We start from the raw sequence: 23038 nt of genomic DNA on the forward strand, positions 1-23038 counted from the left end.
GGAGCCAGCTTTTTGCGAAATTCCGGGCAGGCTATTGGTGAACCTGGCTCGCGAGCCGGCCCAGGCAGGACAACTCACATTCTGGATGGGCAGCAATTGCACGTCGGCGCCAACCAGGCCTTGGCGCAGATCGATATTTTCGGGATGACTGGAGCGTCTGACCGAGCACCTGATTCCCATTGTACGCTGATCCGGCCTCGTTTGCGCGCTGATTGACACATCAGAGTCTGGGTACGATGCGTTATCTCGGCAACCAAACGAAGCCGTCGCCTTGGCCAAGGCTTTTTTTGAACGTTCAGGCGGGCTCGACGGCACGCATCGAGTTCACGGCGATCGCGATCCCCGGTCCGGCGAAGCTGACCATCTCGACCTCCACGATCTCGAGCATATCCAAGTCTGCCACGGTATTGACGATATTGAAGGTGAGCGGCAGCTGTTCGAAGGTTGCCTTGTGCCAGTTGAGTGAACCGTCACCGGTCCAGCGCCGATATTCGAAATCATCCATCACGATGTTGGCCGCCGTCGAGCCTTTTGGGGCTCCGCAGGTGACATATTCTATGTCCGCGCCTTCGACTCCGTTCGGGCTCGTGCGCGGCATGTACTTGTAATAGAGTTGCGGTCCTCCGCCCGAACCGGGCAGGATCTTTTTCGGGTTTGCTTCTTCGACCAGCCCGGTCAGTTCGATGTCGAAGAAGGTGAAATCCATCCAGCTTGCTGAACAGCGCGCGGTGCCCAATTCGCGGTCCCATTCGATTTCCGGGAATTCAGCGAACATTTTGGGAAAACCCAGCTCCTCGCGTCCCGTCAGGATCGCATCCGGGCGGCCTTCCCAGATGATGGGGCAGAAACTGCCTTCTATGACCTCGTCCTTGCCGCGGTAGGTCACCGGAAAATCAAGCGAGAGGATGCCGTAGCTGCGACCCGCAATCCAGTAGAGGTTGCGAAACCATGCGCAGGAAACGGACAGGATCGGCTCTCCCCGCAGTTCGAAGCCCGGCGGCAAAATGCGTTCAAGCTTTGCCGGGTCCGTGCGGTAGGCGATCCGCATCCAGTCGGAATTCATGGTTCCGGTTTCTTCGGGCGTCCACATTCTGCCATCGGGATGCTGCCGCGGGCCAATGGCAGGACCAAATACGGTGGGCATCCGGTAACGCGCACCGGGGATCGTGTTGACGGTCATTGTTTTGTCCCTCGAGTAGGTTTCATTGACGGGTCTAGGCCGCGGCTGCCGCTTCCTGCCTGATCAGCTTGGCTAGCACGCGGCGGGCCTGGACTCCGGCAATGTCAGTCTCCAGGATCGTCGGCTTCAGCGAGAACAGGTCCGTCGTGCCCATGAGTTCCGCACACTGCCGGATCATCGGCTCGTCCTCTTCCTCGAAGGCGCGGCGCGCCATCTCGCCCATGAACACCGTCTGCTCCTCATCATCGATCATGACATTGCGTCCGATGGCAAAGAAATAGTGTGTCTTCGTTTCACTCTCGGGGACGAGATAGTGCAAGCTCGGCAGGTGCAAGCCGTCGTTCTTGTTCCCGTTCGGAGGGGACATGCGGATATCGAGTTCGAGAGTCGCGGCCGGGCGCCAGGTCATCTCTGCCCGAAAATCGCCGGGCCGGTCACCCCAGAGCGGCAGCATCTGCGGCGTCGGCCGAGGCATCCCCGCCACAAAATAGTCCGAATGAATGACGTTGCCGTCGCCCATGTGGAATTTGTGATCCATGATCGCGCCGATCGAGTCTTCCGGATTGCCGCCAACCGTGCCCGCGTGGAGATAGGGGGCGTGCGTCAGGTCGAGCAGATTGTCGATGACCATCTGGTAGTTGGCGTGAACCAGGAGATGCCCCTTGGCACAGGCATAGTCGCCGCTGACCAGCCAGTCGCGGTTCGAAAGTTGGGTTTCGTCGGCCGCATCGGGATTTCCAAGCCAGATCCAGATCACGCCATTGCGTTCGACAATGGGGTAGGACTTGACTCGTGCATTGGGAGGAATCGCGCCGGACCCGTGGGGATTATGCGTGCAGGCACCCGTTCGGTCGAAGCGGAGACCGTGATAGGGGCACATGATTTCATCGCCTGTCACCTGACCCTCGGCAAGTGGGGCGAAACGGTGCGGGCAGGCCCCGTCGAGTGCAATCAGCTTGTCGGCCGAATCGCGATAAAGCACAATTGGCGTTTCGAGCAGGGTCCGCCCTATTGGGGCGTCCGAAACTTCGGATGACCAGGCGGCACAGTACCAACAATCGAGTAGGTAATTCATCAGCATTCCTTCCAGGTCGATCGATTCAAATAACTGGCCGGGTTGAGCCGGACGCGCAGCCTGACCCAGCCTGCAAAAAAACCATTCTCCCGTTCGCCGGGAACTGTCGCTCGGTCTCGCCCATGTTCGGTCTCGCTCATGTTCGGGCGGCCCCTCGCCGGAGGGACCGCTTCCGGTTCAGAAACGCACTCCAAAGCGGCCGCCCCAGGTCCGTGGTGCGCCGATCGAGCTGGTGATGAAGCCGGTCACGAAAGGACTCTGGTCGCCGCCGCCGCCGGTATAGATTTTTGCATTGGTGATATTGCGAACATAGGCGCCCAAGAACCAGCGGTCGCCCGGCGCGTTATAGGTCAGCGAAGCGCTCCAGTTGGTGTAGGAGGCGACCTTCGAGTTTGCGATGAAGCTGGTGGATGTGTAGCGGCTGCTCGCAAATGCCAGATCGGTATCGAAGGTGAAGTTGCCACCGTTGTTCAGATCAATGATCTGGGCAAGGCCGACGCTGCCCGACCATTTCGGAGAACGCACAAGCCGAAAGCCTGAACAGTCGATATTGACGAACGGGCCCAGCGGCCCTGGAGCGAGGCTGGACGGTGTGACCGCGCAACCGGTCGATCCGGGCGGCGTAAACGCAGCGGCCTGAACATAGGAGAAATCCTTGTATTTGGAGTTCACATATTCGAGCGCGGCGCGCAGCGTCGTGTTTCGCGCTGGCTTGGCGATGACGTCGGCGTTGAAGCCGTAGAGCCGGGCCTTGCCGGCATTCTGTGTCGCCAGCGAGATGTTGCCGGAACCGTCAAGGAGCAGCGATGTGAGCTGGAGATCCTTATAGTCCCAATAGAACCCTTCTACGTTCAGTTGCAGCTTGTTGTCCAAAAGGCGATTGCGCAGACCGACCGTATAGGCGGTGATGGTTTCAGGAGCGAAGGCGAGGGTCTGGGCCGGATTGGCCGGGTCGATAGCCTGATTGAAGCCGCCCGCCTTGAAGCCTGTGCTCACCGTTCCGAAAAGCATCGACTGCGGCGTAAGATCAGCCTCGAAACCGGCTTTCCATGTCGCCTTCTTGAACGTCTTGCTGGTGTCGAACGATCCGGGCGGGAGAAGGCTGCACTGCTCTCCAGGAAGGAATGCAGGTGGCAAGCATGGGATAGCCAGCGGAGGTTGGCCGGTTACTGTCGGCGATATCGCGAACTTCCGGAAATCCGTTTGTTCGCGGCGGTCGGAAGTGTAGCGAAGCCCGGCGATGAGCCGGAGCGCATCGATGATTGAATAGGTTGCTTCACCAAAGGCCGCATAGGACTTGGTCGAAAGGTCTGATGCGACCCTGATACGCTGGATCAAACCGGAATTGACGGCAAAGTCCGTACTCTGATCTTCCTTGAAGGCAAACGCGCCAACCACCCATTTCAGTTTGTCACCGGTGTGGCCAAGCCGGGCTTCGAGCGAATATTGGTCCGACGTTTCGCCGTCGGTTCCGTCGCCAAGCGAATAGTTGAAGCTTGGTTGAATTGAAAATTTGGCTGTGGTCCGGCGGTAGGCCGGAATGACTGTCAGCGTCGCACCGCCAAAATCGTAATCGAGTTGGGCATCGACATTCCAGCTCTGCACGTTCTGGTGCAGATCGAACGCATCGGGGCGATCGAGCAGGGCGGGGGGAACCGAGGTGCCCCCTGATGCCATGAAGATCGCCGTTGCAAGTGCCGTGTGATAGTCGGCCGCAGCTGTCGACGTCGAACCGGTCCAGGCCGATTGTCCGGGTATCCGCGGAATCACCGCCAATCCGCTCCCGTTGCCACCGAGATGTGTGTAGCCGGCGCCCAGACGAAGCGTCATCGCATCGTTTGGCTCCAGCAATCCCTGCAACCGGACCGACTGATGCTTGTCGTCGTCGCCCCCATCGGTGAGATAGCCGTCGCGGTCGCTCAACTGATAGGCAAGTCTCAGAGCGCCCACGTCGGTCATTGGCACATTGACGGCGCCTTCGCCGGCAAAGGTCTCGTAATTGCCGATTGTGCCGTTGAAATAGCCGGAAAACTCGCCGATCCTGGGCTTCGCTGCGATCAGGTTCAGGGCACCGCCACTGGCGTTGCGGCCGTAAAGTGTGCCTTGCGGACCCTTCAGGACTTCAACCCGCTCAAGGTCGAAGAAGTTGCCGGAGATCGCCTGGGGCCGCGCGATGGCGACACCGTTGAGGCTTGTGACAACCGCCGGATTGGCCGTGGCCGTCACCCCGAAATCGCCGACGCCGCGAATGTAAACCTGGGTGGTGGTGCCGCCACCGACCTGCAGGCCCGTGGCCAGCTTGGTCAAGTCGTCGGGGCGGGCGATGCCGCGCTCGGAAAGCGTATCACCGCTGAAGACCTCGATCGACAGGGCTGTCTTCTGGACGCTTTCCGAGCGCCGCTGGGCGGTGACTACAATGTCATGGATAGATCCGTCATCTGCCGCTGGGGTTTGTTGGTCCTGCGCGAATGCGGGCAAGCTTGCGAAAGCCAGGACGCCAAGCGCCACCGAGCCTTTGAGTTCCCTGATCATTTTCCCTCCCATTCTAGATTATTCATTGGCCAGAAGCCCAGATCCGCTCGGCCATGGCTTTTGCCAGGTCCATTCGTGGTCCGAATCGGCTAGAAATGTTATAGTTAGTCTAATAATATACCAAATAGTCATTGTCATCGAAAAAGTGTATTGATCCTGTGATGGCCAGTCAGAACCCGACCTGATCACCACCCTTGAGCCCTAGACGTGCGCGGGCCTCGTCCGGGGTTGCCACTTCGAGGCCGAGCGCACGCAGGATGCCTGCCAGCTTGGCGACCTGGTCGGCATTGGATTCAGCCAGCCTGCCGCGTTCGATCATGAGGCTGTCTTCCAGCCCGACACGCGCATTGCCGCCCAGCAGGACGTTGTGCGTTGCCATTGGCATCTGATGTCGCCCCGCCGCGAGGATGGACCATTCGAATTGATTGCCGAACAGCCGCTGGGCAGTGCGGATGAGATGAAGCAAGTGATCGAGTTCGGCGCCGATGCCACCCAGAATGCCCAAACAGAACTGGATGAACAGAGGCGGATCGTAGATCTTGCGATCGACAAAATGGGCCAGGTTGTAGAGATGACCCACGTCGTAGCATTCGAATTCGAAGCGACAGTGGTGCCCCTTGCCAAGGCGGTTGAGGATGTCTTCAATGTCTTTGAACGTGTTTTTGAACACGTTGTCGCGCGAAGCTTCTAGGAAGCCGCGTTCCCAGTCGAAACGGAAATCCTTGATCTTGTCGAGAGCAGGATAAAGGCCAACATTGATCGACCCCATATTGAGCGAAGCCATTTCGGGACTTGCCCATTCCGCCGCGGCAAGGCGCTCGTCCATTGTCATTCCCGGGGCTCCGCCGGTGCTGATATTCAACACTGCATCGGTCGACTGCTTGATGCGTGGCAGAAATTGGCGAAACACGTCCGGATCCGGTGACGGTCGGCCATCGTCCGGATCGCGCGCGTGAAGATGCAGGATCGCCGCGCCTGCTTCCGCTGCCGCAATCGCCTCTCGCGTGATCTGCTCGGGCGTGAGCGGCAGATAGGGCGACATGGAAGGGACATGTAGCGATCCCGTGATTGCGCAGGTGATGATGACCGGTTCAGGCACGGGCCGCTGCCCGAATTTTCTGGAATATTGCGAACCACATTGTATAATAGTGACTAGAACGAACAATAGTGATTGGATGTGCTGCCAGATGACTGCGGAGCCGGGCCGGGCCGATGGTGAAAAGCGAGTGGATCGGCGCAGGGCGCGGACGCGGAAGGCGCTGATCGGCGCAGGTCAGCAACTTTTTGCTGCGAAGTCTGTCGACGGCGTGACCATTGACGATATCGTTGATGCGGCCGACGTGGCGAAGGGAAGTTTCTACAACCACTTCGAAGGTAAGGAGGGCCTTGCTGAAACGATTGTTGCGCTCGTGCAGGGAGATTGCGAACGGGAGGTCTATGCGGCCAATGCGGACGTTACTGACGCCTCCATCCGGGTTGCCCGCGCTGTCGTCACGGTAATCCGTTACGCCATCGAGCATCCCGACCGCTATCACGCCATGGTCAATCTCACCCGTCGTCGGGTGAATATCCATGATCCGATCAACGATGGCGTGAGACACGATATCGAGTCCGGCATCCATTCGGGTCAATTCACCAAGATTTCCGTGGAAGCGGGTGTTCTTGCCGTATTTGGCCTGATCGCGACGGCGGTTGATCACCTTTCTGCGCCTCAGGGCGATGATGCCGCAAGGGAGATCGGGCGGCAGATTGCCTTTGTGATGTTGCGCGCGCTTGGCGTGCCAGACGATCTGGCGGCGAATACAGCAGAGGATGCGGTCACATATGTATTCGGCTGAACGTCGAAGGGTTTGCATCGCCTAAAGCAGCTCGCCATCAGCGTCATAGGGAGGAACGCCTTCTGGGCGGATATGGGGTACGCCCGCTGCATAGGGGGCTGCCTTTAGCTTGACCAATTCGGCCAGCGGATCGCCATTGCGATAACGTGCGAGCAGCAGTTCCGGGTCAAAATCGACGCCGATGGGATTCTTGTCGAAATAATCGCCCGTCATGAAGGCATCGGCCTGCGCGACATCCATATTGTCGAACTGGGTCTCGACCATGTTTCCGTCAGGGTCGCGATAGTAGATAGAAGTCGTGAACCCGTGGTTGATGCACCAGCACGGATGGATATCGATCGCCTTCAACCGGACATAGTTGGCCAGCAGCGCCCCCATCGTCGGATAGGTGAAGGCATAATGTTCGAGGCCGGCTGCCCGATGCTGCACCGGTGCCAGGTCCGGCATCCTGATAATAACGATCCGATGATGCTCGTCGTCATAACGCAGGAAGGATACAAAGTCGTTCTGATAGGCGACGCGCGCGTTCAGGAAGGTGAGATAGAAGTCGCGCATCTTCTCGAATTCGGGCGTGCGCAGAACGATGTGGGCAAGCTTTTCGGGACTTGTTCCTGTCTGTTCGAGCAGTTTGGCGCGATCGGTTTCTTCGGTGACGGTCATGGTGTTTTCCCTTCAAAAACGGGCAAGTCTCATTGCGACGAAATGGCGATCACGCCGATGTGGCGGCTCGTTTCGAGCGGAGCGTCACGAATGGCGAGCTCCGTGCCGTCCTTTGCGAGAATCCGCAGCCGGTAGCTTTCGCCACCCGCTTCCAGCGGCTCGAACTTGAAATCGCCAAAAGCGTCAGTCAGGCATGTTGACACGACGGCTCCGTCACGTGACAGCTCGACCGTCACGCCTTCGGCGCAATCCTCTGAATTGTCGCTCATCGTCACTACGGTTCCGCCCAGGAACGCGTGTGTCACTCTGTTAAAATTTCGATACCAGATTCGCGGTTTTGTCCCGAGTTCTGGGTGCAGATTGACGAGCCCCTCGGCCTGCGCCTTCCGTGCCATTTCCGCTTCGCTCAGCCGCACAGTGGTCAGCGCTTGAGTTGGGCAAGCTTGCGAGCAACGCGGTTCGGCCCATCCCGCATCGAGCAGATGGGCGTCGAACGACCATTTTTGCGGCAGGTCTTGTTCCTCATTCCAGAAGATCTGGCCATAAGGGCAAGCCTGGACGAAATCCTTGCGTCCCTTGGCTTTTTCCGGATCGATCACGACAATCCCGTCAGGGCGCTTGGAAATGGCATCGCGCGTCGCATCGTTGATGCAAGGTGCATCATCGCATTGCTGGCAGGTCTCGATATAGTGGGACACATCGATCATCGGCGCGGCACCGCGCTCATGCCGCTTGAGAGTCAGCCAAAGATCGCCGAGCTTCGGAGCCGGCTCGGAATAGCCGTCGAAACGGTTGCCGAGATATTCGTCCTTGGTCGCGAGCACGCAGTTGTTGCAGTTGTTGCAGCGCGCGACGTCGAAGATCAGGTTCCACTTTGTCATTCGGCTGCCTCCAGCCATGTTCGGCTCTCATCCCATTTTTCGATCTCGACCAGACAAAGCGATCCGGAGGACGCAACCGTGCCGTCCGCCTGCATGCGGTTCGGAGTAAGGATGTTCACGCACCCGCCAATCTCTGGTGATGCGCCGGGCTCGCCCAGCGGCTGGTAGGTCGCCGAGGATTCGTAGGAATGGGCGACGCCGGCCGCGAGGCGGTTGGTGACTTCGGCCGCGCAGATCACGCTGCCATGATCGTTATATACCCGCACCAGGTCGTGATGGGCGACTCCGCGTGCCTTTGCATCGTCTTCGGCGATGCGGATGATCCAGAAATAATGCCCGTCGATGCGGACGCGGTGATCGGCCACATCGCTAATCGCGCCGCCCTTGCCGTCCTGCGAAGTGTGGAAGCTGAAACGCTGATGGGGCGTGATAAGCTGGATGGGTAATCGCTTGTAAGCCTCGCCTTCGCGGGCCCCTTCGAAGGGGCGGGTGTAACGCATCAGTGCCGGCCTGTCGGGTCGTTCGGGCTGGAGGCGCTTGAGCGAATTGGGAATGAATTCGAACAGGCCGGATTGGGTCTGGAGCCCGTGAAGATATTTCTGGCTATAGGCGCCGGGGAGAGGGAAGGGTTCCGGCAAATCCTTCGCGCGCCCTTCATAGAACCAGCGCATGTCAACCTTGGTCTTGAGCGCCGGTTTTTCGGGCGGAACGACGAAATAGCCTTTCTTTATGAACTCCTTCCAACTGATGTGCCGGGACAGATCGGAGGAGTCGAAGACACGTTTGGCCCAATCCAGTTCCGAACAACCTTCAGAAAAGTAATTTCCCAGGCCCAGCCTTTTGCAGATGTCCCAGAAGATCTGATAGTCCGACTTGGATTCCCCGAGCGGCTCGATGCATTTGTGCTGCAGCGCGATGATCCGGTGGTTGAGCTGCGCCTGCCAATGGTAGCCGAATCCCGAGGTGTTCGACCATTCACCGATGTCGAACCGTTCAAACTGCGTGCAGGCCGGCAGGATGATATCGGCGAACTTGGCCTCGCCCTCCATCCATATGGATTGTGCGACGACGCATTCCAGTTCGCTCGACCGGTACATCTCAACAAAGCGGGAGGAGTCCGCGATCGTGCCCATGGACGATCCCCCATAGCGATAGAGCATGTGGATTTTCGAATGACCCGGTGCGGGATAGAAATAGGGGCGAAACTGAATCTCCAGGCTTGTCGGCTCAAGCAGGTAGCCTTCGGCGTGCCCTTCGAGGATCGCCTCCGGCAGGCGCTGCCGCGGAACGATCTGCGACACCGGATTCATCGAGAGCAGATGCGGCATGCGCACATAATTGTTGGTCGCCGAACCCGTCGCCATCAGCTCTCCGGAAATGCCGCCGTCGCCATAGCCGGGAAAGTAGAATTCCAGGTCGACCGGCGTGCCGGTAGTGAGATTGCCGAAATTGACACCCGGCTTGCCCCATCCCTGCATTGCCATCAGCATCACCATCGCGCGGGCCCACTGGATGCCGCTGGCATTGCGGCAGGCGCCGCCAAAACCGCCACCGTTCACGCCGCAGCCGAGGTAAGTCCGCTTGCTCGCCCATAGCCGGGCAAGAGCGCGGGCTTCGCGCGCAGGGATGCCGGTTTCTCCTTCCTGCCATTCGGGGGTTTTCGGCTGGCCGTCCGTCTCGCCCAGCACATAGGCCTTCCATTCGTCGAAGCCGGTCGAACGGTTTTCTACGAAATGATGGTCATATGTGTCCTCGACGATCCACACATACATGAGGGAGAGCGCGAGTGCGGTGTCGGTCCCCGGCCGGATAGGCATCCATTTTCCGCCCGTGAAGGCAGCCGTTGGGCTGTAGTGCGGATTGATGTGGACCGCTTCGATCCCAAGCTCCTTGGCCCACAGGCGGCGTTCGCTCGCTTCGGTTCCGCCGTAGGCTCCGAACTGCGATTCCGGATCGCTCGACCAGTAGACGATGAGTTCGCATTCCTTGAGCGCATCCTCCAGCGTGCCATAGCCGGAGGTTGCACCCAGTCGCATCGAATTGCCGAAATGGTGCATAGCGCCCCAATACCAGCCCTCCCAACTGTCGGGGTTCAGCAGCACCCTGGTTACGCCGATGGCGTTTCCAAAGCGCATCATGGCCGACAGGTAATAGCCGATATTGCCCCATTGGTGGTGCGACGGATGGGCGAGGGCGATGGCGCCGGGGCCATGCACCTGCTTTTGCCGCAGGATCTCCGAGGCGACAATGTCCAGCGCCTCGTCCCAACTGATCCGCTCATAGCCCGAGGTCCCGCGGTTCTGCGGATTTCGATCGCCATTTGGATCAAAATCGACGCGCTTCATTGGATAGAGCACGCGATCATCGGAATAGACCACGGATTTCAGCGCGTGCGCATGGGGCGCAACATAGGCCTTTCGGCGCGGGCTGAAGGTCTTTCCGCGCGCCTCCATTGTCCAGGTTTCGGGGTCGTCCTTGTCGAACTCGATAATCGTCGCGCGCAGGATGCGGCCGTCCTTGACATAGACGTGAAGCGGCCCGCCATTGGTTATCTGCGTATAGCGGGTGGAGCCATCCTTCTGCCTGACACCCATTTCCCAGCCATCGGATTCCAGCCTTGCAGCAAGCATTGCGAACCAACCGATGATTTCGTCGTCGCCTTCAAGGATGATGCGAAAATTTTTGCCCGCGTGGATCACCTCGCCATAATCGATTGGCGGTGTGAGCAGCGTTGCAGCGGTGTCCACGTCCTTGAAGGTCATCGTCATGTCCGGGGCGGGGTGACGGCCTTTGGTGGTTTCGATCCGGCCATGATCGAAGGCAAAGTAGCGTGCGATGCTATCGTCGGCGAGGCGCAGCTGGACCACGCATTTCTTTTGCGAGAGGAAAGCGCGAAAAGCCGGATTCGATTTTGCCTTGAGCGCGAAGATACGTGGCAGGACGAACAGGGTTGCCTTCAGTCTCAACGCCTTCAAGTTCACTGACCATCCTCTCGTATCGTGCAGTCTTGCTTCTACCGGTGGCTAACCGCGCCGCACATCGTCGGCTTCTGCCCTTTGGTAGACTAAACAGTCAATAATAGAATGTCTAGTCATTATGGCTGGCGATGGATTTGCTTCGTGGGACCGGCTATGCTCTCACTTCCCTTTTCCTCATCTTCTCGACGATGCGCCGCGCCTGCACTGCGGCAATGTCGGTTTCGAGAATTGCCGGGCGCAGGCTGAACAGGTCGGTCGTGCCCATCATTTCCTGGACCTGCCGGATCATCGGCTCGTCTTCCTGTTCAAATGCGATGCGAGCGAAACGCGCCATGATTTCGGTCTGCTCGCTATCGTCAATCTTCACGTTGCGCCCCATCGCGAAGAAATAATGTGTGCTGGTTTGCGTTTCCGGCGCGAGATAGTGCAGGCTCGGCACATGGATTTCCTCGTCGCTCGCCGGGTCTGTGTTGCGCAAGTTGATGTCGAGTTCCATCCGCGCGGTCGGGCGCCATGTCATCTTCGAACTGAACAGACTCGGTCGATCGCCCCACAGCGGCATCATCTGTGGTGTCGGACGCGGCATGGGGGAAACATGATAGTCGGAATGAATGACGTTTCCGTCCTCCATTCGGAAATCATGGTGCATCCTGTCTCCAAATGAATCCTCGGGCCTCCCTCCAAGTGTATCCGGGTGGAGGAAAGGCGCATGGGTGAGATCAAGCAAATTGTCGGTCACGAGCTGGTAATTGGCATTTACCTTGAGGTAGCCGGTAATCACCGCATAATCCGGTGAAAGCAGCCAGTCCGTATCACTGAGCAGGGACGGATCGGCCTCCGCGGGATCGCCGAGCCACAGCCAGATTGCACCGTTCTTCTCTATGACCGGATAGGTTTCGACCCGCGCGTTGGGAGGGATAGCTCCGGTTCCGTGCGGATTGTGAACACAGGCACCGCTTCGATCAAATTCGAGGCCATGATAGGGGCATACGATCCGGTCGCCGGTGACGCGACCCTGCGCCAGCGGGGCAAACCGATGTGGGCATGCCCCGCCGAGCGCCACTGGCGCACCGCTCTCATCCCGATAGAACACTATCGGCTTGTCGTTATAGGTGCGTCCGAAGGGGGTGTCGCCAAGTTCGCCCGACCATCCTGCACAATACCAGGTGTTATTGACGAAACGCATTGTGTCTCTCCCTTTGCACCAGACCTCGATATCGCCTGCTACGGGTGATGGTCACTCGGCGACAACTGGGTTTTCTATCGCTCCAAGTCCTTCGATTTCCACGCGCACGATCTGGCCCGGCTTCAGCCAATTCTGATCGACCGCCGCCACGCCGGAGGGGGTACCAGTGGCGATGATGTCACCCGGATAAAGCGTCATCACGGTGGTCAGATATTCGATCTGCTCGGCGATCTTGTAGATGAGGTCATTGGTCAGCGCCTGCTGGCGGGTCACTCCGTCTACCGTAAGCTTTATCTCCAGATTCTCGGCGTCTGCAATCTCATCGGCAGTCGTGATCCAGGGGCCGATCGGGCCATGGGTGTCGAAGGACTTGCCCAGAGTGTAGGTGGGGGAACGATGCTGCCAGTCGCGAACCGAGACATCGTTGGCGACAAGGTAACCGGCCACCACCGAGAGGGCTTCGGAAGCCGGAACATGGCGGCACTTGCGGCCGATCACATAGGCCAGCTCTGCCTCGTAATCGAGCTTGTCCGATACCTTTGGCAGGACGATCGGATCGCTCGGCCCGGCGATGCAACTCACCTGCTTGTTGAACCAGAGTTGGCTGGTTGGGGTAGGAATCCCGGCAGCGGCGGCCTCATCGGCGTGCGCCTGGTAATTCATCCCGATGGCGAGAAATTTCTGCGGATCGTCGATCGGCGCTTCAAGCCTTACCTGGGAGAGCGGTATTGACGGGCCTTCTGTAGCCTCAAGCTGTTCCCGAAGGCGCGGCAGGTCAGTCAGCAGTTGCCGCATGGATTGGGTGACGCCCTCGACCTGCGACAGGTCAATCACCTGATCTCCCACAACCTTGCCGATCCGGGTCTGTCCATCCTTGGAAAATCTGGCCAATTTCATAGGGTTAATCTTTCTCTCTGCTTGAGGTGATGGGACTTCATGCCAACGCTCCGCGCCGGCGTTCGATTTCTGCTTCGTCGATCTGGGTCAGGTCGATGGACTGGGGGATGGCGATGCCGCGCTGCACGGCGGGCCTGGCACCGATCCGCTCAATCCATCGAGCGAGCCCGTCGAGTCCTGAAATGTCGAGGCCAATGAACTCATATGTATGTGCCCAGCTCCAATGTGCGATGTCGGCTACAGAGAAATCATCTCCGACCAGCCATTCGCGATCTGCCAGGCGTGAATCGAGCACTTCCAGAAGGCGGCGAGATTCGCGCTGATAGCGCTCGATGGCGTAATCGAGACGCTCCGGCGCGTAACGCAGGAACACGGCCGCTTGCCCCATCATGGGGCCGAGCCCTGCCGCCTGGAACATTATCCACTGCAATGTTTCCCACCGGCCGCGGCTATCGGCAGGGATCAGCGCGCCGGTCTTTTCCGCAAGATACAGCAGGATGGCGCCGGATTCGAACACTGCCATAGGCTCGCCATCGGCATCGTCGTCAACGATCGTCGGAATTCGGCCGTTTGGGTTAAGGCGAAGATATTCCGGCGTTTTCTGCTCATTTTCACCCAGATTGATCGGGTGAAGCCGGTAGGGCAGGCCAAGTTCTTCAAGCGCGATCGACACCTTCCAGCCATTGGGAGTCGCGGCGGTATAGAATTCAATCATGGGGACTCCCTGCGAGCCGATCTTCAGTGCGAATATCCGCGATTTCGCCAATGATCGATAACATTTGGATATTTGACATTATATCGATTAAATTGGATTTCGTAGTGTGGCAACACAAAATGTGCTTCATACGTGCCAGTGAAACGCTGCGCCGCAGTTTGGAGATTTTTTGGCTTATGGGACGACGGGGCTTGTCCAACGAAGGAAACAATCGCGCCACTCTGGCTTCCTCGATCTATGAACGTCTGCGGGACGAGATCGTGGCGGGTGGCCTGGCGCCCGGCGAAAAGCTGCGCATCGACGCACTCAAACAGCGTTACGGTTTGGGAACTTCTCCCATCAGGGAAGCGCTCAATCGCCTTTCGACGGAGCGATTGGTCGTGCAGCTCGATCAGCGCGGCTTCATCGTTGCTCCCGTATCCTTGGAAGAATTGCAGGAGCTTACGGAAACCCGTTGCGCGCTTTATGAACTGCTGCTCCCTCGTTCCCTGGAGCGCGGTGATGCTGCCTGGGAGGAAGGGGTTGTCCTTGCGCTGCATCGTCTCAGGCGGGCGGAATGGATGATCGGTGATCCCCCACGCCTCAATCCCGCGGCGCGCGAGGCGCACCGTGATTTCCATCGCTCACTCATTGCCGCTTGCGGACTGCCACCTCTGGTGAGCTTCATGGATACTCTTTTCGATTTCTCCGACCGATACAGGTTGCTGTCTCAGCGAGTTTCCGAGGCGCCTGAGCGTGACATTGACACGGAACATTCGAGCATGGCCGATGCTGCAATCAATCGTCACGTTGAGGAAGCCATCGAGTTGGCGCAGACGCACGTTCGCCATACGGCCGAACTGGTCCAACGCTATTTCAGCCAACCTGCCGTCTGAGTGCAGATAGGCCGAATAGCTCCGTAGTCAGATTTCCAATCAAACTGTGTGCGACGAGTGCGTCGACCCTCCGCCACGCCCTCGTTCAAAAAAATCGATTAATATTGACGAAGATTGAAAATATGTATCTATAAGGCAAAATAACTTAATTATCGTCAAATAGGGAGGGAGACCCGATGCGGATAATGGGCGGTATGCGCGCGTGCAGCGTAGGGATGATGGCACTTGGTGTATCTCTGGCTGTTGGTCAGTCAGCCAACGCGGAAGAGGCGCCGCCGCCTTCGGATCCGCCCCAGGCAGGCGATGTAGGCGTGCCGGAGATAATCGTAACAGCGCAATTCCGCAGTCAACGGCTGCAAGACACGCCGCTCGCGATCACGGCGCTCAATTCCGAAATGCTCCAGGCACGAAATCTCGCGTCCGTAACTCAGGTGGGCGAACAGGCCCCGAACGTCACCATCAAGCCGGCTGGCGCAGTCTATGGGCCGGCATCGCAGGTCTTCATTCGCGGGATTGGACAGGGCGACACCAACTTTGCGCTGGAACCGGGAGTAGGCGTCTATATCGACGATGTTTACTATTCCACCGTGTTCGGTTCGATCTTCGATCTGGTCGATATCGACCGGGTGGAGATACTGCGCGGGCCGCAAGGGACCCTTGCGGGCAAGAACTCCATTGGCGGCGCGCTCAAACTCTTCTCGCGGCAGCCATCGAACGATTTCGAAGGGAGCGTAGAGGCAAATATTGGTCGGTTCGACAAGGTCGGCCTTCGCGCAGCCGTGAACATTCCACTCGTGCAGGATCGGCTTGCAATGCGGCTGTCAGGCGTGGCGCGATATAGCGACGGCTATATCACCAGCCTTGATTACGGCTGTCTCAATCCAACCTCGGGAGTGCCCTCATTCGTGACGTCGAAGAGCTGTAAGCTCGGCAGCGAGGGTGGGCAGGAATATTATGGCTTGCGCAGCGTGCTGCAATGGACGCCTGGCGATGATGTGACCGTTACTATTACCGGTGACCTCAGCATCGACAAATCGGAGCCCGGCGCCACGATCTTGACCCATGGCGAAAATCGGGGACGTTTTTTCCTTAATGGCGTCCCATTCGATTCTCGCTTCGAGACCAGCGGCAGCTATATCAACTATGCAACCTACAACGATCCTGGCGGGATATATACCGCGCTGACACCGGTCGGGCCGGTGGTTATTACAAGGCCGCCAAGTGCCTATGCCTTGCAACGGAATAATGACCTGAAGGATTGGGGCGTTTCCGGAGTGATAGATTGGCGGATATCGGACTCGTTATCGCTCAAATCGATTACCGCATACCGGCGATATCAAGGATCGTTCAACAACGATGCCGATGCGAGCCCCTTCAACTTCCAGCTGGTCGCCAATGATTTCAAGCACTGGCAGCTCAGCCAGGAACTTCGCCTGAGCGGCCGAAGCTTCAGCGATTTGCTCGAATGGACGATCGGCGGGTTTTATTTCAAGGCGAAGGATACCACGGGCGGGCGGGTCTATTTCCCGACCGTGTTCGATACGCTTCTGGACGACCCGGCCCGTCCACGCAGCCAGTCGCTGTTCGCGCATGGTACGCTGCACGTCACGGATAAGCTCAATCTGACCGCGGGCGTTCGCTATTCGGACGAGCGAAAGACCTACATCTACAATCGTACCGATCCAAATACCGGTCTGCCACCGCCTGCGCTGGCCGCCATCGACGGTGTCGGCGCGATCTACAAGGGCGACCGTTTCGATTACAAGGCAAACATCGACTATCATTTCACCGACGATGTGATGGTCTATGGTCAGTTTTCGACCGGCTTTCGCAGCGGCGGAATCAATCCGCGTCCCTTCTTCAGCAACCAGGTCGTGCCTTTCGAACCCGAATCGCTGAACGCGTTTGAACTCGGCTTCAAATCCAGCTTCCTGGACCGCGCCATAACGCTGAACGGGGCAGTCTTCCTGAACAAATACAAGAATATTCTGCTGGGAACGAACAATCCATACGTCAATCCCAATATGCCGATCGACGAGGACCCGACCTCGCCCACCTACAATCCCTCGGCGGGCACCTTTCCCTCAGCTGTCGTGATCAACGGCGGCAAGGCTGACATCAAGGGATTCGAACTTGAAACCGTGCTGCGACCGGTTGAAGGTCTGAGTGTCGATGCTTCGGTGAGCTATCTCGACTTCCAGTACAAGGAAATCAGCGCCGCCGCGCTTTCGACAGGGATCACGTTGCAGTCAAACCGCCTGTTTACGCCGAAGTGGAAATGGAATGCGGGTGCACAATATGAGTTTCCTCTTGGTAGTGCCGGTTCGATCACGCCACGTTTCGACGTCTATTATCAGGGCTCGATTTTTACCGGTGCCGTGCAAAACCCATATAACACCATCGATTCCTATACTCTGGCGAACGCCCAGATCACCTGGAGCAATGAAGCGCGAGACCTCGATCTCGTCCTTTCGGTGAGCAACCTGTTCGACAAATACTATTACCTGAACAAGTTCGAGACGGTTTCGATCAGCGGCATCGCGCTTGGCCAACCGGGTCGTCCCCGCGAATGGCAGTTGACGTTGCGCAAGCGCTTCTGAATCTGCGACTGCCATAGATGCGCAATTTCGAGATGCATGGCCAATCCATCGACCCGGACCAGTCGGTCATTGAGACAGGCAGTGTCGGCCAAGGGGGTACGCCTTGGCCGCCGCCCCGGCAGGCGTGGTGGGCTGTCTTTGTCTTCGGGATCACCCTGACGATCAGCTATCTTGATCGCGGCCTGCTGAATTTGCTGGTCGAGCCGATCAAACAAGACCTCGCCTTGAGCGATACCCAGATCAGCCTGGTGATGGGTTTCGCCTTTGTTGCCTTCTATCTCGTGCTTGGATTGCCGCTTGCCCAGTTGATCGATCGGGGAAGCCGGCGGCTGATACTGGGCGTGTGCGTCGTCGTTTGGAGCCTGTCCACGGCCTTGTGCGGGACCGCTCAGGCCTTTTGGCAACTGGCGCTGTTTCGCTTCGGGGTGGGGGCCGGAGAAGCGGGTGTAGCCCCTTCCATGTCATCCATGCTGTCCGATCTTTTTCCGCCCGAAAAGCTGCCACGGGCGATGTCGTTGATGGCATTCGCATTCGTGTGCGGGAACGGTTTGTCACTGTTGCTAGGCGGTTTCATCATTGGTTCGCTGTCGCAAGGCGGGGCAATTGTACTGCCCTTGCTGGGAGAGGTGCGCCCTTGGCAGGCAACCTTCATCATGGTCGGACTGCCTGGCCTCCTGGCAGCGGCATTATATGTAACCGTGCCGGAACCTGTTCGCAGAGGTCGCCCTGCAGAAACCTTGAACGAGGCTGCCAGCCTGCGTGAGGTGTTGCGCTATCTTTCAGACAACCGACGGGTTTTTGCGCCGATGTTCATCGGGCTTGCGCTCAGCAGCATTGCCGCTGCGGGAGCTGCCGGCTGGACGCCTGCCTTCTTCTCCCGAGCCCATGGGTGGTCGCCGGCCCAGTTTGGCCCTGCTGCCGGCATTACCAGCCTTGTTTGCATGCCGGTTGGCTTGATGCTTGGCTTCCGCGTAACCGAAATGTTCGCCCGCCAGGGCCGGAACGACGCCAGTCTGCGGCTTGTGGCATGGGCCCATTGGCTTGCGCTGCCTTTTGCGGTTGCCATGCCGCTCATGCCGAGCCCTCAACTGGCACTGGTCATGTTCGGGCTTGCAATGGGGATTTCCGTTTCGGCGATAGGATCGCAGAATGCAGCGCTTTTGATCGTTACACCTAATCGCATGCGGGCGCAGATGACCGCGCTATTTCTCGTCATGTATAATGTGATCGGCTTCGGTCTAGGTCCGACGGTAGTAGCCACTTTGACCGACTTCGTGCTGGGCAGCGAGGCCAAGTTGGGCCTGGCGATGGCGCTTACGAGTGCTGTTCTCGGCACACTCGGTGCGCTGTCAATCTCATTGGGGCTGCGTCCGTTTGGTACGGAAGTGGAGCGCGCCCGCCGTTGGGCGTGAGCGGGCGCGCCCGATGGAACTTCATGCGAGGCTCTGATCCATGAAGCGCCGCGCCATGAGATCTGCCTGCCAACGAGCCTCATTCTTTGGCTCGTCGGGCAAAGAAGCGAGAATGGCATCGCGCCGCATCTCGACCACCGGGGCCAGCATGCCATGAGTCATGATGAATTCGGCGTTGGCGCGAATGCCCTCGATCACCAGATCGCCAACCTTGGCGGGGTCCATCCCCATCGCCAACATTGCCTTCAGCTGTTCGAGCTCTTCGGGGCTGAGAGAATAATGCGCGTCCGAATAGCTGGACGGGCGCATGTCATAATGCTGGTGGATATTGGTGTTCACCGCGGCCGGACACAGCACCGACACGCCGATACCCTCCTTTTCCAGATCCGCCCGCAGGCAGCGCATCATCGCGATAACGCCAGCCTTGGCCGCAGAGTAGATACCGCCGCTGTCGGCAACAACCAAGCCGCCCATCGAAGATGTCGCGACCACATGACCGCCCAGGCCGTGCCCGCGTATGCGCGGGACGAACGTGCGTACGCCATTGATCACGCCTCCCAGATTGACGCCCATGATCCAGTCCCAATCGTCGTAACCGGCATCCTGGATACGGCCGATCACTCCAAGGCCAGCGTTCAGTGCGACGATCGTCACCGGCCCCAGATCCCGCTCGACAGCATCGGCCACATCGGCATGGGCCGTGCGGTCGGTAACATCCAGCTTGTAGGGCCGCAGTACGATTTCCGCATCGGCGGCGGTGGCCACCGCCTCCGCCAGATGCGTCTCGTTGATATCCGCAATCGCCACTTGTGCGCCTTGCCGGGCGAGCGCCTGCGCGATCCCCAGTCCGATGCCGCTGGCACCACCGGTAACGAAAGCCGTGCGGCCTTTAAAATCCTGCATCTCAACCTCCACATTCACGGGAAAGGAAATTCGCATGCTGACCGTCTATCACGCGGAACCGATAGCCAATTCGGTCAAGGTTCTCATCTGCTTGTTCGAAAAGGACATCCCCTTCGAAAGCCACTATGTAAATCTGCTCGCCTTCGAACAGCATTCGGACGACTATCTGGCGGTCAATCCCGACGGGCTTGTGCCGGCGATCGATCATGACGGTGCGATCCTGACTGAATCTTCGGTGATCAACGAATATCTCGACGAAGCGTTCGATGGCCCGTCGCTCAAGCCTGCTGATGCGCTCGGCCGTGCGCGGATGCGGATATGGACCAAATGGTGCGACGACTATTTTGGTCCGCATGGAAGCCGCATCGGCTGGCAGTTCCTGCTCCACCCGCTCGCCCGCAAACTGGGCACTGAAGCAATGATGGAGAAGATCGCCCGTGTGCCGATGGCCGACAGGCAGCAAAAATGGGCGACGATTGCAGCCGAGGGCTTCACGCCGGAACAGATTGAGGAGTCGCGAAGCTATCTCGCCGAGGGAACTCGCCGTCTGGAAGCGATCCTTGCCGTCAACACCTGGACCGCAGGCGACACATATAGCCTTTCGGATATCGCGACTTATGCCGTGGTTCCGGGGCTGGTGCGGATGATGCCGGATGTGGTCAACCCCGAGGCTGCGCCCAACGTCATGCGCTGGCTGTCCGCGATGGACGAACGGCCGGCGGTGAAACGGGCGCTGGCCATGCCCAACAAGGTGTTTGAGACGCTGCGCGCCGCCGGTTTGTGAACGGGAGGCCGGGCGGGCAGGCACACCGCCTGGCGTTCTGCTCCACCTCTTCATCCCCATCGGATGGGCTCTGGTCCGGGCACCCAATCTGTGTCCTGCGCGTCAGCCGTAGCGCGGCGCACTGCGGGGCGCTCACCAACGCGCTCAATCCAGGCCATAAGTCGTGGGGTGGCGTCGGCATTGACAATATCGGGAACGAGACGGGGCAGGACGCTGGCGAAAGGCCAGACATCGATATCCGCGAGCGAAAAGAGTTCGCCCGCGAGATAAGGTGAGTCAGCCAGAGCCTGCTCGATAAGTCCGGCGACCATCGCGATTTTGGATCGCGCCTGATCGATCCGTGCGGCACTGAATCCGGCAAGCGCTTCCTCCCAGAACAGCCGCCGCTCGACCGGCAGATGAGCCAGGCGCGTGGCGAGGGCGATGCTGGCCGACTCCTTGAGGCTCTGCAACGTCCAGGCCTGCCAGGCGAGGATCGCTGTCGCGGGCGCCAGGTCTTCGTTGACGAACTTGAACCAGCTTCGCGTGCGCCATCTTCCCACCACATCGGAAGACATGAGCGGCGTATCGGAATAGCGCTCGTTGAGATATTCGCAGATCACGCTCGATTCCGCTATCGCGGAGCCATCTTCCTCAATGAGTACTGGCAGCGACGCGGAGGGGCTGGCCAAATGGACTTCAGCAAGCACCGCATCGACGGGAACAGTTACCTTCTCGACCGGCAGATCCAGCTGCTTTTCTGCGAGGAGTATGAGGATTTTGGCGGAATTGCCCACTGGGGCATGGATTAATATCCGGGTCATTGTTGAGGTCCACGCAGGGAGTTGCGGGAATAGGCGAGGGCCTGCCGGATCGCCGGACGTGAGCCCGTCCGCTGCATCCAGTCGAGCAAGTGGGGGGTTTTGCCGGGATTGACCGTATCCGGCAGCATCATCGGCATCGCACCCGACATGTTGAACAGGACGATATCGGCGATGGAGAAGCTTTCTCCCGCCAGCCAGGGCGTTTGTGAGAGCTGATGCTCCATTCGCAGCGCGGCGATGCCAATGCGACGGAAGGATTCCGCGATTTCCTCAGGCGCAAAATCGCCCGCGAATGTTTTCGCCCAAGCCCTTCGCCGTTCTTCTGTTGGGATCGCCTCCATCGCCTTGTCGATCTGCGACTTCTCGCGTTCGCGCATCATCGGCGCGATAAAGGTGCTCCAGCCGATCATCGAAAGTGATGGGCCCAGAAATTCGTCGCCATAGCGCGCCCATGCTCTCATGCGTGCACGGCCAAGCGCGTCCGCAGGCCTAAGGGAGGGGCCTTCGAACGCTTCTTCGATGTATTCGCACATTGGAGTCGATTCTGTGATCGTCATCCCGTCGTGAACCAGCGTGGGTACTTGCCCCTTCGGATTGATGGCGAGATAGGCGGGCTGGTGTTGCTCGAAATTGAGCAGATCGACCCAATGGCTGGTAAATGTCACCCCTTTTTCGAGCAGCGCCATGATCGGCTTGCCGCCATTGGCATTGGGCTCGAAATGGTACAGCTCTACGCTCATGACGCCGCGGCCTTCCTGCGGGCAAGAGCATTGGCATAGACGCCGAAATTCATGCCTGGCGGGCTGCTGGCACCCGGAGGCGGGGCAGGGAACCGATCCGAAGGCATGGCCGCCAGAATTGTTTCGAACCCGTCCCGGATTTCGTCCTCGAATTCGGCATGGGTAAGGATATAGAGATCGCCGGCAAGCAACCCGCGAAGAACGCGCTGGCCCAATTCGAGAGGGTCCATCGCGAAATCCATCGGATTGGGCATGGGCGGAGCGTCAGGTGGCGGCGCGGATGGAATGGAAACGCGGATGCCATGATCGGCATAGCGTTCCGGCCGTAGCTTCATCGTCTCTCTCGCGTTGGTGCGCGTCATTCCGGGGCAGATTACCGATACCTCGACCGCCTCGTCCGCAAGCTCGGCGCAAAGCGCTTCCATCATGGCCATCACTGCAGCCTTCTGGACCGAATAGAGGCCGCCATGGGCGAGGGGGTTGATGCCGGCCATGGACGAGGTCGCGGCGAAATGCCCGTGGCCTTGCTGGCGCAGGATCGGCAGGAAGGATTGGATGGCGTTCACCACGCCGCCGATGTTGACCGAATTGCTCCAGTCCCAATCATCAAAGCTTGCGTCACGGACACGGCCGATCATACCGACTGCGGCGTTTGCCACGACCAGTTCTACCGGGCCGAAGCGGTCGACGGTCGCCTGCGCCGCTGCCGCCATAGCGGAGCGGTCGCTTACATCTACAACGACGGTCTCCACATTTGCGCCCTTCGCAGACAAGGTCCGGGCAGCTTCAGCCAAACTGTCTTCCCGCAGATCGGCGAGCATTACCTTCATTCCCGCCGATGCCACTGCGGTTGCAATGCCAAGACCTATGCCGCTGGCGCCGCCCGTTATGAACGCGGCCTTGCCCTGGATGTCTTTCATAACGCCTCCTCACCCCCCGTCCGCTGGACCATTACTCGACCACCAGCGACCGTCTCAAA

19 protein-coding genes are annotated in these 23038 nt (G+C 58.9%); 5 read left to right on the forward strand and 14 right to left on the reverse strand.

Annotation, left to right across the window (positions count from 1 at the left end; genetic code table 11):
* Positions 1 to 295 precede the first annotated feature (295 nt).
* The 4 genes from ACQY6C_RS11075 to ACQY6C_RS11090 all read right to left on the reverse strand — a co-directional run bounded on the left by ACQY6C_RS11075 (position 296) and on the right by ACQY6C_RS11090 (position 5886).
* Positions 296 to 1180 carry an acetoacetate decarboxylase family protein gene (locus tag ACQY6C_RS11075; RefSeq protein WP_427968694.1) on the reverse strand — a complete coding sequence of 295 codons (885 nt, stop codon included), beginning with the start codon at positions 1178 to 1180 and terminating at the stop codon, positions 296 to 298.
* A gap of 34 nt (positions 1181 to 1214) precedes the next feature.
* Positions 1215 to 2255: a Rieske 2Fe-2S domain-containing protein gene (locus ACQY6C_RS11080; RefSeq protein WP_427968696.1), complete on the reverse strand. Its 1041-nt coding sequence runs from the start codon at positions 2253 to 2255 to the stop codon at positions 1215 to 1217.
* Positions 2256 to 2432: 177 nt separating this feature from the next.
* Positions 2433 to 4787 carry a TonB-dependent receptor gene (locus ACQY6C_RS11085; RefSeq protein WP_427968698.1) on the reverse strand — a complete coding sequence of 785 codons (2355 nt, stop codon included), beginning with the start codon at positions 4785 to 4787 and terminating at the stop codon, positions 2433 to 2435.
* A gap of 169 nt (positions 4788 to 4956) precedes the next feature.
* The gene (locus tag ACQY6C_RS11090) at positions 4957 to 5886 is read right to left on the reverse strand and encodes a 3-keto-5-aminohexanoate cleavage protein (protein WP_427968699.1); all 930 of its coding nucleotides are present in this window, start codon (positions 5884 to 5886) and stop codon (positions 4957 to 4959) included.
* Between ACQY6C_RS11090 and ACQY6C_RS11095 the strand changes: the two genes are divergently transcribed.
* Positions 5867 to 6625 carry a TetR/AcrR family transcriptional regulator gene (locus tag ACQY6C_RS11095; protein ID WP_427968700.1) on the forward strand — a complete coding sequence of 253 codons (759 nt, stop codon included), beginning with the start codon at positions 5867 to 5869 and terminating at the stop codon, positions 6623 to 6625. The two genes, ACQY6C_RS11090 and ACQY6C_RS11095, sit on opposite strands and share 20 nt — an antisense overlap.
* Before the next feature lie 21 nt (positions 6626 to 6646).
* On the opposite strand, the gene ACQY6C_RS11100 is transcribed toward ACQY6C_RS11095, so the two are convergent.
* From ACQY6C_RS11100 to ACQY6C_RS11125, 6 genes are all read right to left on the reverse strand, one after another.
* Positions 6647 to 7285, reverse strand: a complete 639-nt coding sequence (locus tag ACQY6C_RS11100) for a VOC family protein (RefSeq protein ID WP_427968702.1) — start codon at positions 7283 to 7285, stop codon at positions 6647 to 6649.
* A 29-nt stretch (positions 7286 to 7314) separates the two neighbouring features.
* The gene (locus ACQY6C_RS11105) at positions 7315 to 8166 is read right to left on the reverse strand and encodes a 4Fe-4S dicluster domain-containing protein (protein ID WP_427968704.1); all 852 of its coding nucleotides are present in this window, start codon (positions 8164 to 8166) and stop codon (positions 7315 to 7317) included.
* A complete protein-coding gene (locus ACQY6C_RS11110; protein ID WP_427968705.1) occupies positions 8163 to 11147 on the reverse strand; it encodes a molybdopterin-dependent oxidoreductase in 2985 nt (994 codons plus the stop codon). The genes ACQY6C_RS11105 and ACQY6C_RS11110 overlap by 4 nt, the downstream gene beginning before the upstream one ends.
* 148 nt (positions 11148 to 11295) lie before the next feature.
* Positions 11296 to 12330: a Rieske 2Fe-2S domain-containing protein gene (locus tag ACQY6C_RS11115; protein WP_427968707.1), complete on the reverse strand. Its 1035-nt coding sequence runs from the start codon at positions 12328 to 12330 to the stop codon at positions 11296 to 11298.
* A 51-nt stretch (positions 12331 to 12381) separates the two neighbouring features.
* Positions 12382 to 13227, reverse strand: coding sequence for a fumarylacetoacetate hydrolase family protein (locus tag ACQY6C_RS11120; RefSeq protein WP_427968709.1), 846 nt, complete (start codon positions 13225 to 13227; stop codon positions 12382 to 12384).
* Positions 13228 to 13264: 37 nt separating this feature from the next.
* A complete protein-coding gene (locus ACQY6C_RS11125; protein WP_427968711.1) occupies positions 13265 to 13942 on the reverse strand; it encodes a glutathione S-transferase family protein in 678 nt (225 codons plus the stop codon).
* A 50-nt stretch (positions 13943 to 13992) separates the two neighbouring features.
* Between ACQY6C_RS11125 and ACQY6C_RS11130 the strand changes: the two genes are divergently transcribed.
* The 3 genes from ACQY6C_RS11130 to ACQY6C_RS11140 all read left to right on the forward strand — a co-directional run bounded on the left by ACQY6C_RS11130 (position 13993) and on the right by ACQY6C_RS11140 (position 18829).
* Positions 13993 to 14817, forward strand: coding sequence for a GntR family transcriptional regulator (locus ACQY6C_RS11130; protein WP_427968713.1), 825 nt, complete (start codon positions 13993 to 13995; stop codon positions 14815 to 14817).
* A 176-nt stretch (positions 14818 to 14993) separates the two neighbouring features.
* Positions 14994 to 17417: a TonB-dependent receptor gene (locus ACQY6C_RS11135; RefSeq protein ID WP_427968715.1), complete on the forward strand. Its 2424-nt coding sequence runs from the start codon at positions 14994 to 14996 to the stop codon at positions 17415 to 17417.
* Positions 17418 to 17434: 17 nt separating this feature from the next.
* On the forward strand, positions 17435 to 18829 hold the full coding sequence (locus ACQY6C_RS11140; protein ID WP_427968717.1) for an MFS transporter: 1395 nt from the start codon (positions 17435 to 17437) through the stop codon (positions 18827 to 18829).
* 21 nt (positions 18830 to 18850) lie between these two features.
* On the opposite strand, the gene ACQY6C_RS11145 is transcribed toward ACQY6C_RS11140, so the two are convergent.
* Positions 18851 to 19732, reverse strand: a complete 882-nt coding sequence (locus ACQY6C_RS11145) for an SDR family NAD(P)-dependent oxidoreductase (RefSeq protein WP_427968719.1) — start codon at positions 19730 to 19732, stop codon at positions 18851 to 18853.
* 34 nt (positions 19733 to 19766) lie between these two features.
* Between ACQY6C_RS11145 and ACQY6C_RS11150 the strand changes: the two genes are divergently transcribed.
* Positions 19767 to 20516 (forward strand): glutathione S-transferase family protein, encoded by a 750-nt coding sequence (locus ACQY6C_RS11150; RefSeq protein WP_427968721.1) that lies wholly within the window; start codon positions 19767 to 19769, stop codon positions 20514 to 20516.
* Between the two features lie 50 nt (positions 20517 to 20566).
* On the opposite strand, the gene ACQY6C_RS11155 is transcribed toward ACQY6C_RS11150, so the two are convergent.
* Genes ACQY6C_RS11155 through ACQY6C_RS11165 form a run of 3 tightly spaced genes read right to left on the reverse strand, consistent with a single transcriptional unit; the run spans position 20567 to position 22979 of the window.
* Positions 20567 to 21319 (reverse strand): glutathione S-transferase family protein, encoded by a 753-nt coding sequence (locus tag ACQY6C_RS11155; RefSeq protein ID WP_427968723.1) that lies wholly within the window; start codon positions 21317 to 21319, stop codon positions 20567 to 20569.
* Positions 21316 to 22059 carry a glutathione S-transferase family protein gene (locus tag ACQY6C_RS11160; protein ID WP_427968725.1) on the reverse strand — a complete coding sequence of 248 codons (744 nt, stop codon included), beginning with the start codon at positions 22057 to 22059 and terminating at the stop codon, positions 21316 to 21318. The genes ACQY6C_RS11155 and ACQY6C_RS11160 overlap by 4 nt, the downstream gene beginning before the upstream one ends.
* A complete protein-coding gene (locus tag ACQY6C_RS11165) occupies positions 22056 to 22979 on the reverse strand; it encodes an SDR family NAD(P)-dependent oxidoreductase (protein WP_427968727.1) in 924 nt (307 codons plus the stop codon). Before ACQY6C_RS11165 ends, ACQY6C_RS11160 begins: the two co-directional genes overlap by 4 nt.
* Positions 22980 to 23038 lie beyond the last annotated feature (59 nt).

The sequence above is a fragment of the Altererythrobacter sp. genome, assembly GCF_050299635.1.
Taxonomy (GTDB): Bacteria; Pseudomonadota; Alphaproteobacteria; order Sphingomonadales; family Sphingomonadaceae; genus Erythrobacter.

Coding starts and splice junctions, on each gene's coding strand:
- ACQY6C_RS11075 (WP_427968694.1), bottom strand. CDS start 1,180: ATGACCGTCAACACGATCCCCGGTGCGCGTTACCGGATGCCCACCGTA.
- ACQY6C_RS11080 (WP_427968696.1), bottom strand. CDS start 2,255: ATGAATTACCTACTCGATTGTTGGTACTGTGCCGCCTGGTCATCCGAA.
- ACQY6C_RS11085 (WP_427968698.1), bottom strand. CDS start 4,787: ATGATCAGGGAACTCAAAGGCTCGGTGGCGCTTGGCGTCCTGGCTTTC.
- ACQY6C_RS11095 (WP_427968700.1), top strand. CDS start 5,867: ATGATGACCGGTTCAGGCACGGGCCGCTGCCCGAATTTTCTGGAATAT.
- ACQY6C_RS11100 (WP_427968702.1), bottom strand. CDS start 7,285: ATGACCGTCACCGAAGAAACCGATCGCGCCAAACTGCTCGAACAGACA.
- ACQY6C_RS11105 (WP_427968704.1), bottom strand. CDS start 8,166: ATGACAAAGTGGAACCTGATCTTCGACGTCGCGCGCTGCAACAACTGC.
- ACQY6C_RS11115 (WP_427968707.1), bottom strand. CDS start 12,330: ATGCGTTTCGTCAATAACACCTGGTATTGTGCAGGATGGTCGGGCGAA.
- ACQY6C_RS11120 (WP_427968709.1), bottom strand. CDS start 13,227: ATGAAATTGGCCAGATTTTCCAAGGATGGACAGACCCGGATCGGCAAG.
- ACQY6C_RS11125 (WP_427968711.1), bottom strand. CDS start 13,942: ATGATTGAATTCTATACCGCCGCGACTCCCAATGGCTGGAAGGTGTCG.
- ACQY6C_RS11130 (WP_427968713.1), top strand. CDS start 13,993: ATGATCGATAACATTTGGATATTTGACATTATATCGATTAAATTGGAT.
- ACQY6C_RS11135 (WP_427968715.1), top strand. CDS start 14,994: ATGCGGATAATGGGCGGTATGCGCGCGTGCAGCGTAGGGATGATGGCA.
- ACQY6C_RS11140 (WP_427968717.1), top strand. CDS start 17,435: ATGCGCAATTTCGAGATGCATGGCCAATCCATCGACCCGGACCAGTCG.
- ACQY6C_RS11145 (WP_427968719.1), bottom strand. CDS start 19,732: ATGCAGGATTTTAAAGGCCGCACGGCTTTCGTTACCGGTGGTGCCAGC.
- ACQY6C_RS11150 (WP_427968721.1), top strand. CDS start 19,767: ATGCTGACCGTCTATCACGCGGAACCGATAGCCAATTCGGTCAAGGTT.
- ACQY6C_RS11155 (WP_427968723.1), bottom strand. CDS start 21,319: ATGACCCGGATATTAATCCATGCCCCAGTGGGCAATTCCGCCAAAATC.
- ACQY6C_RS11160 (WP_427968725.1), bottom strand. CDS start 22,059: ATGAGCGTAGAGCTGTACCATTTCGAGCCCAATGCCAATGGCGGCAAG.
- ACQY6C_RS11165 (WP_427968727.1), bottom strand. CDS start 22,979: ATGAAAGACATCCAGGGCAAGGCCGCGTTCATAACGGGCGGCGCCAGC.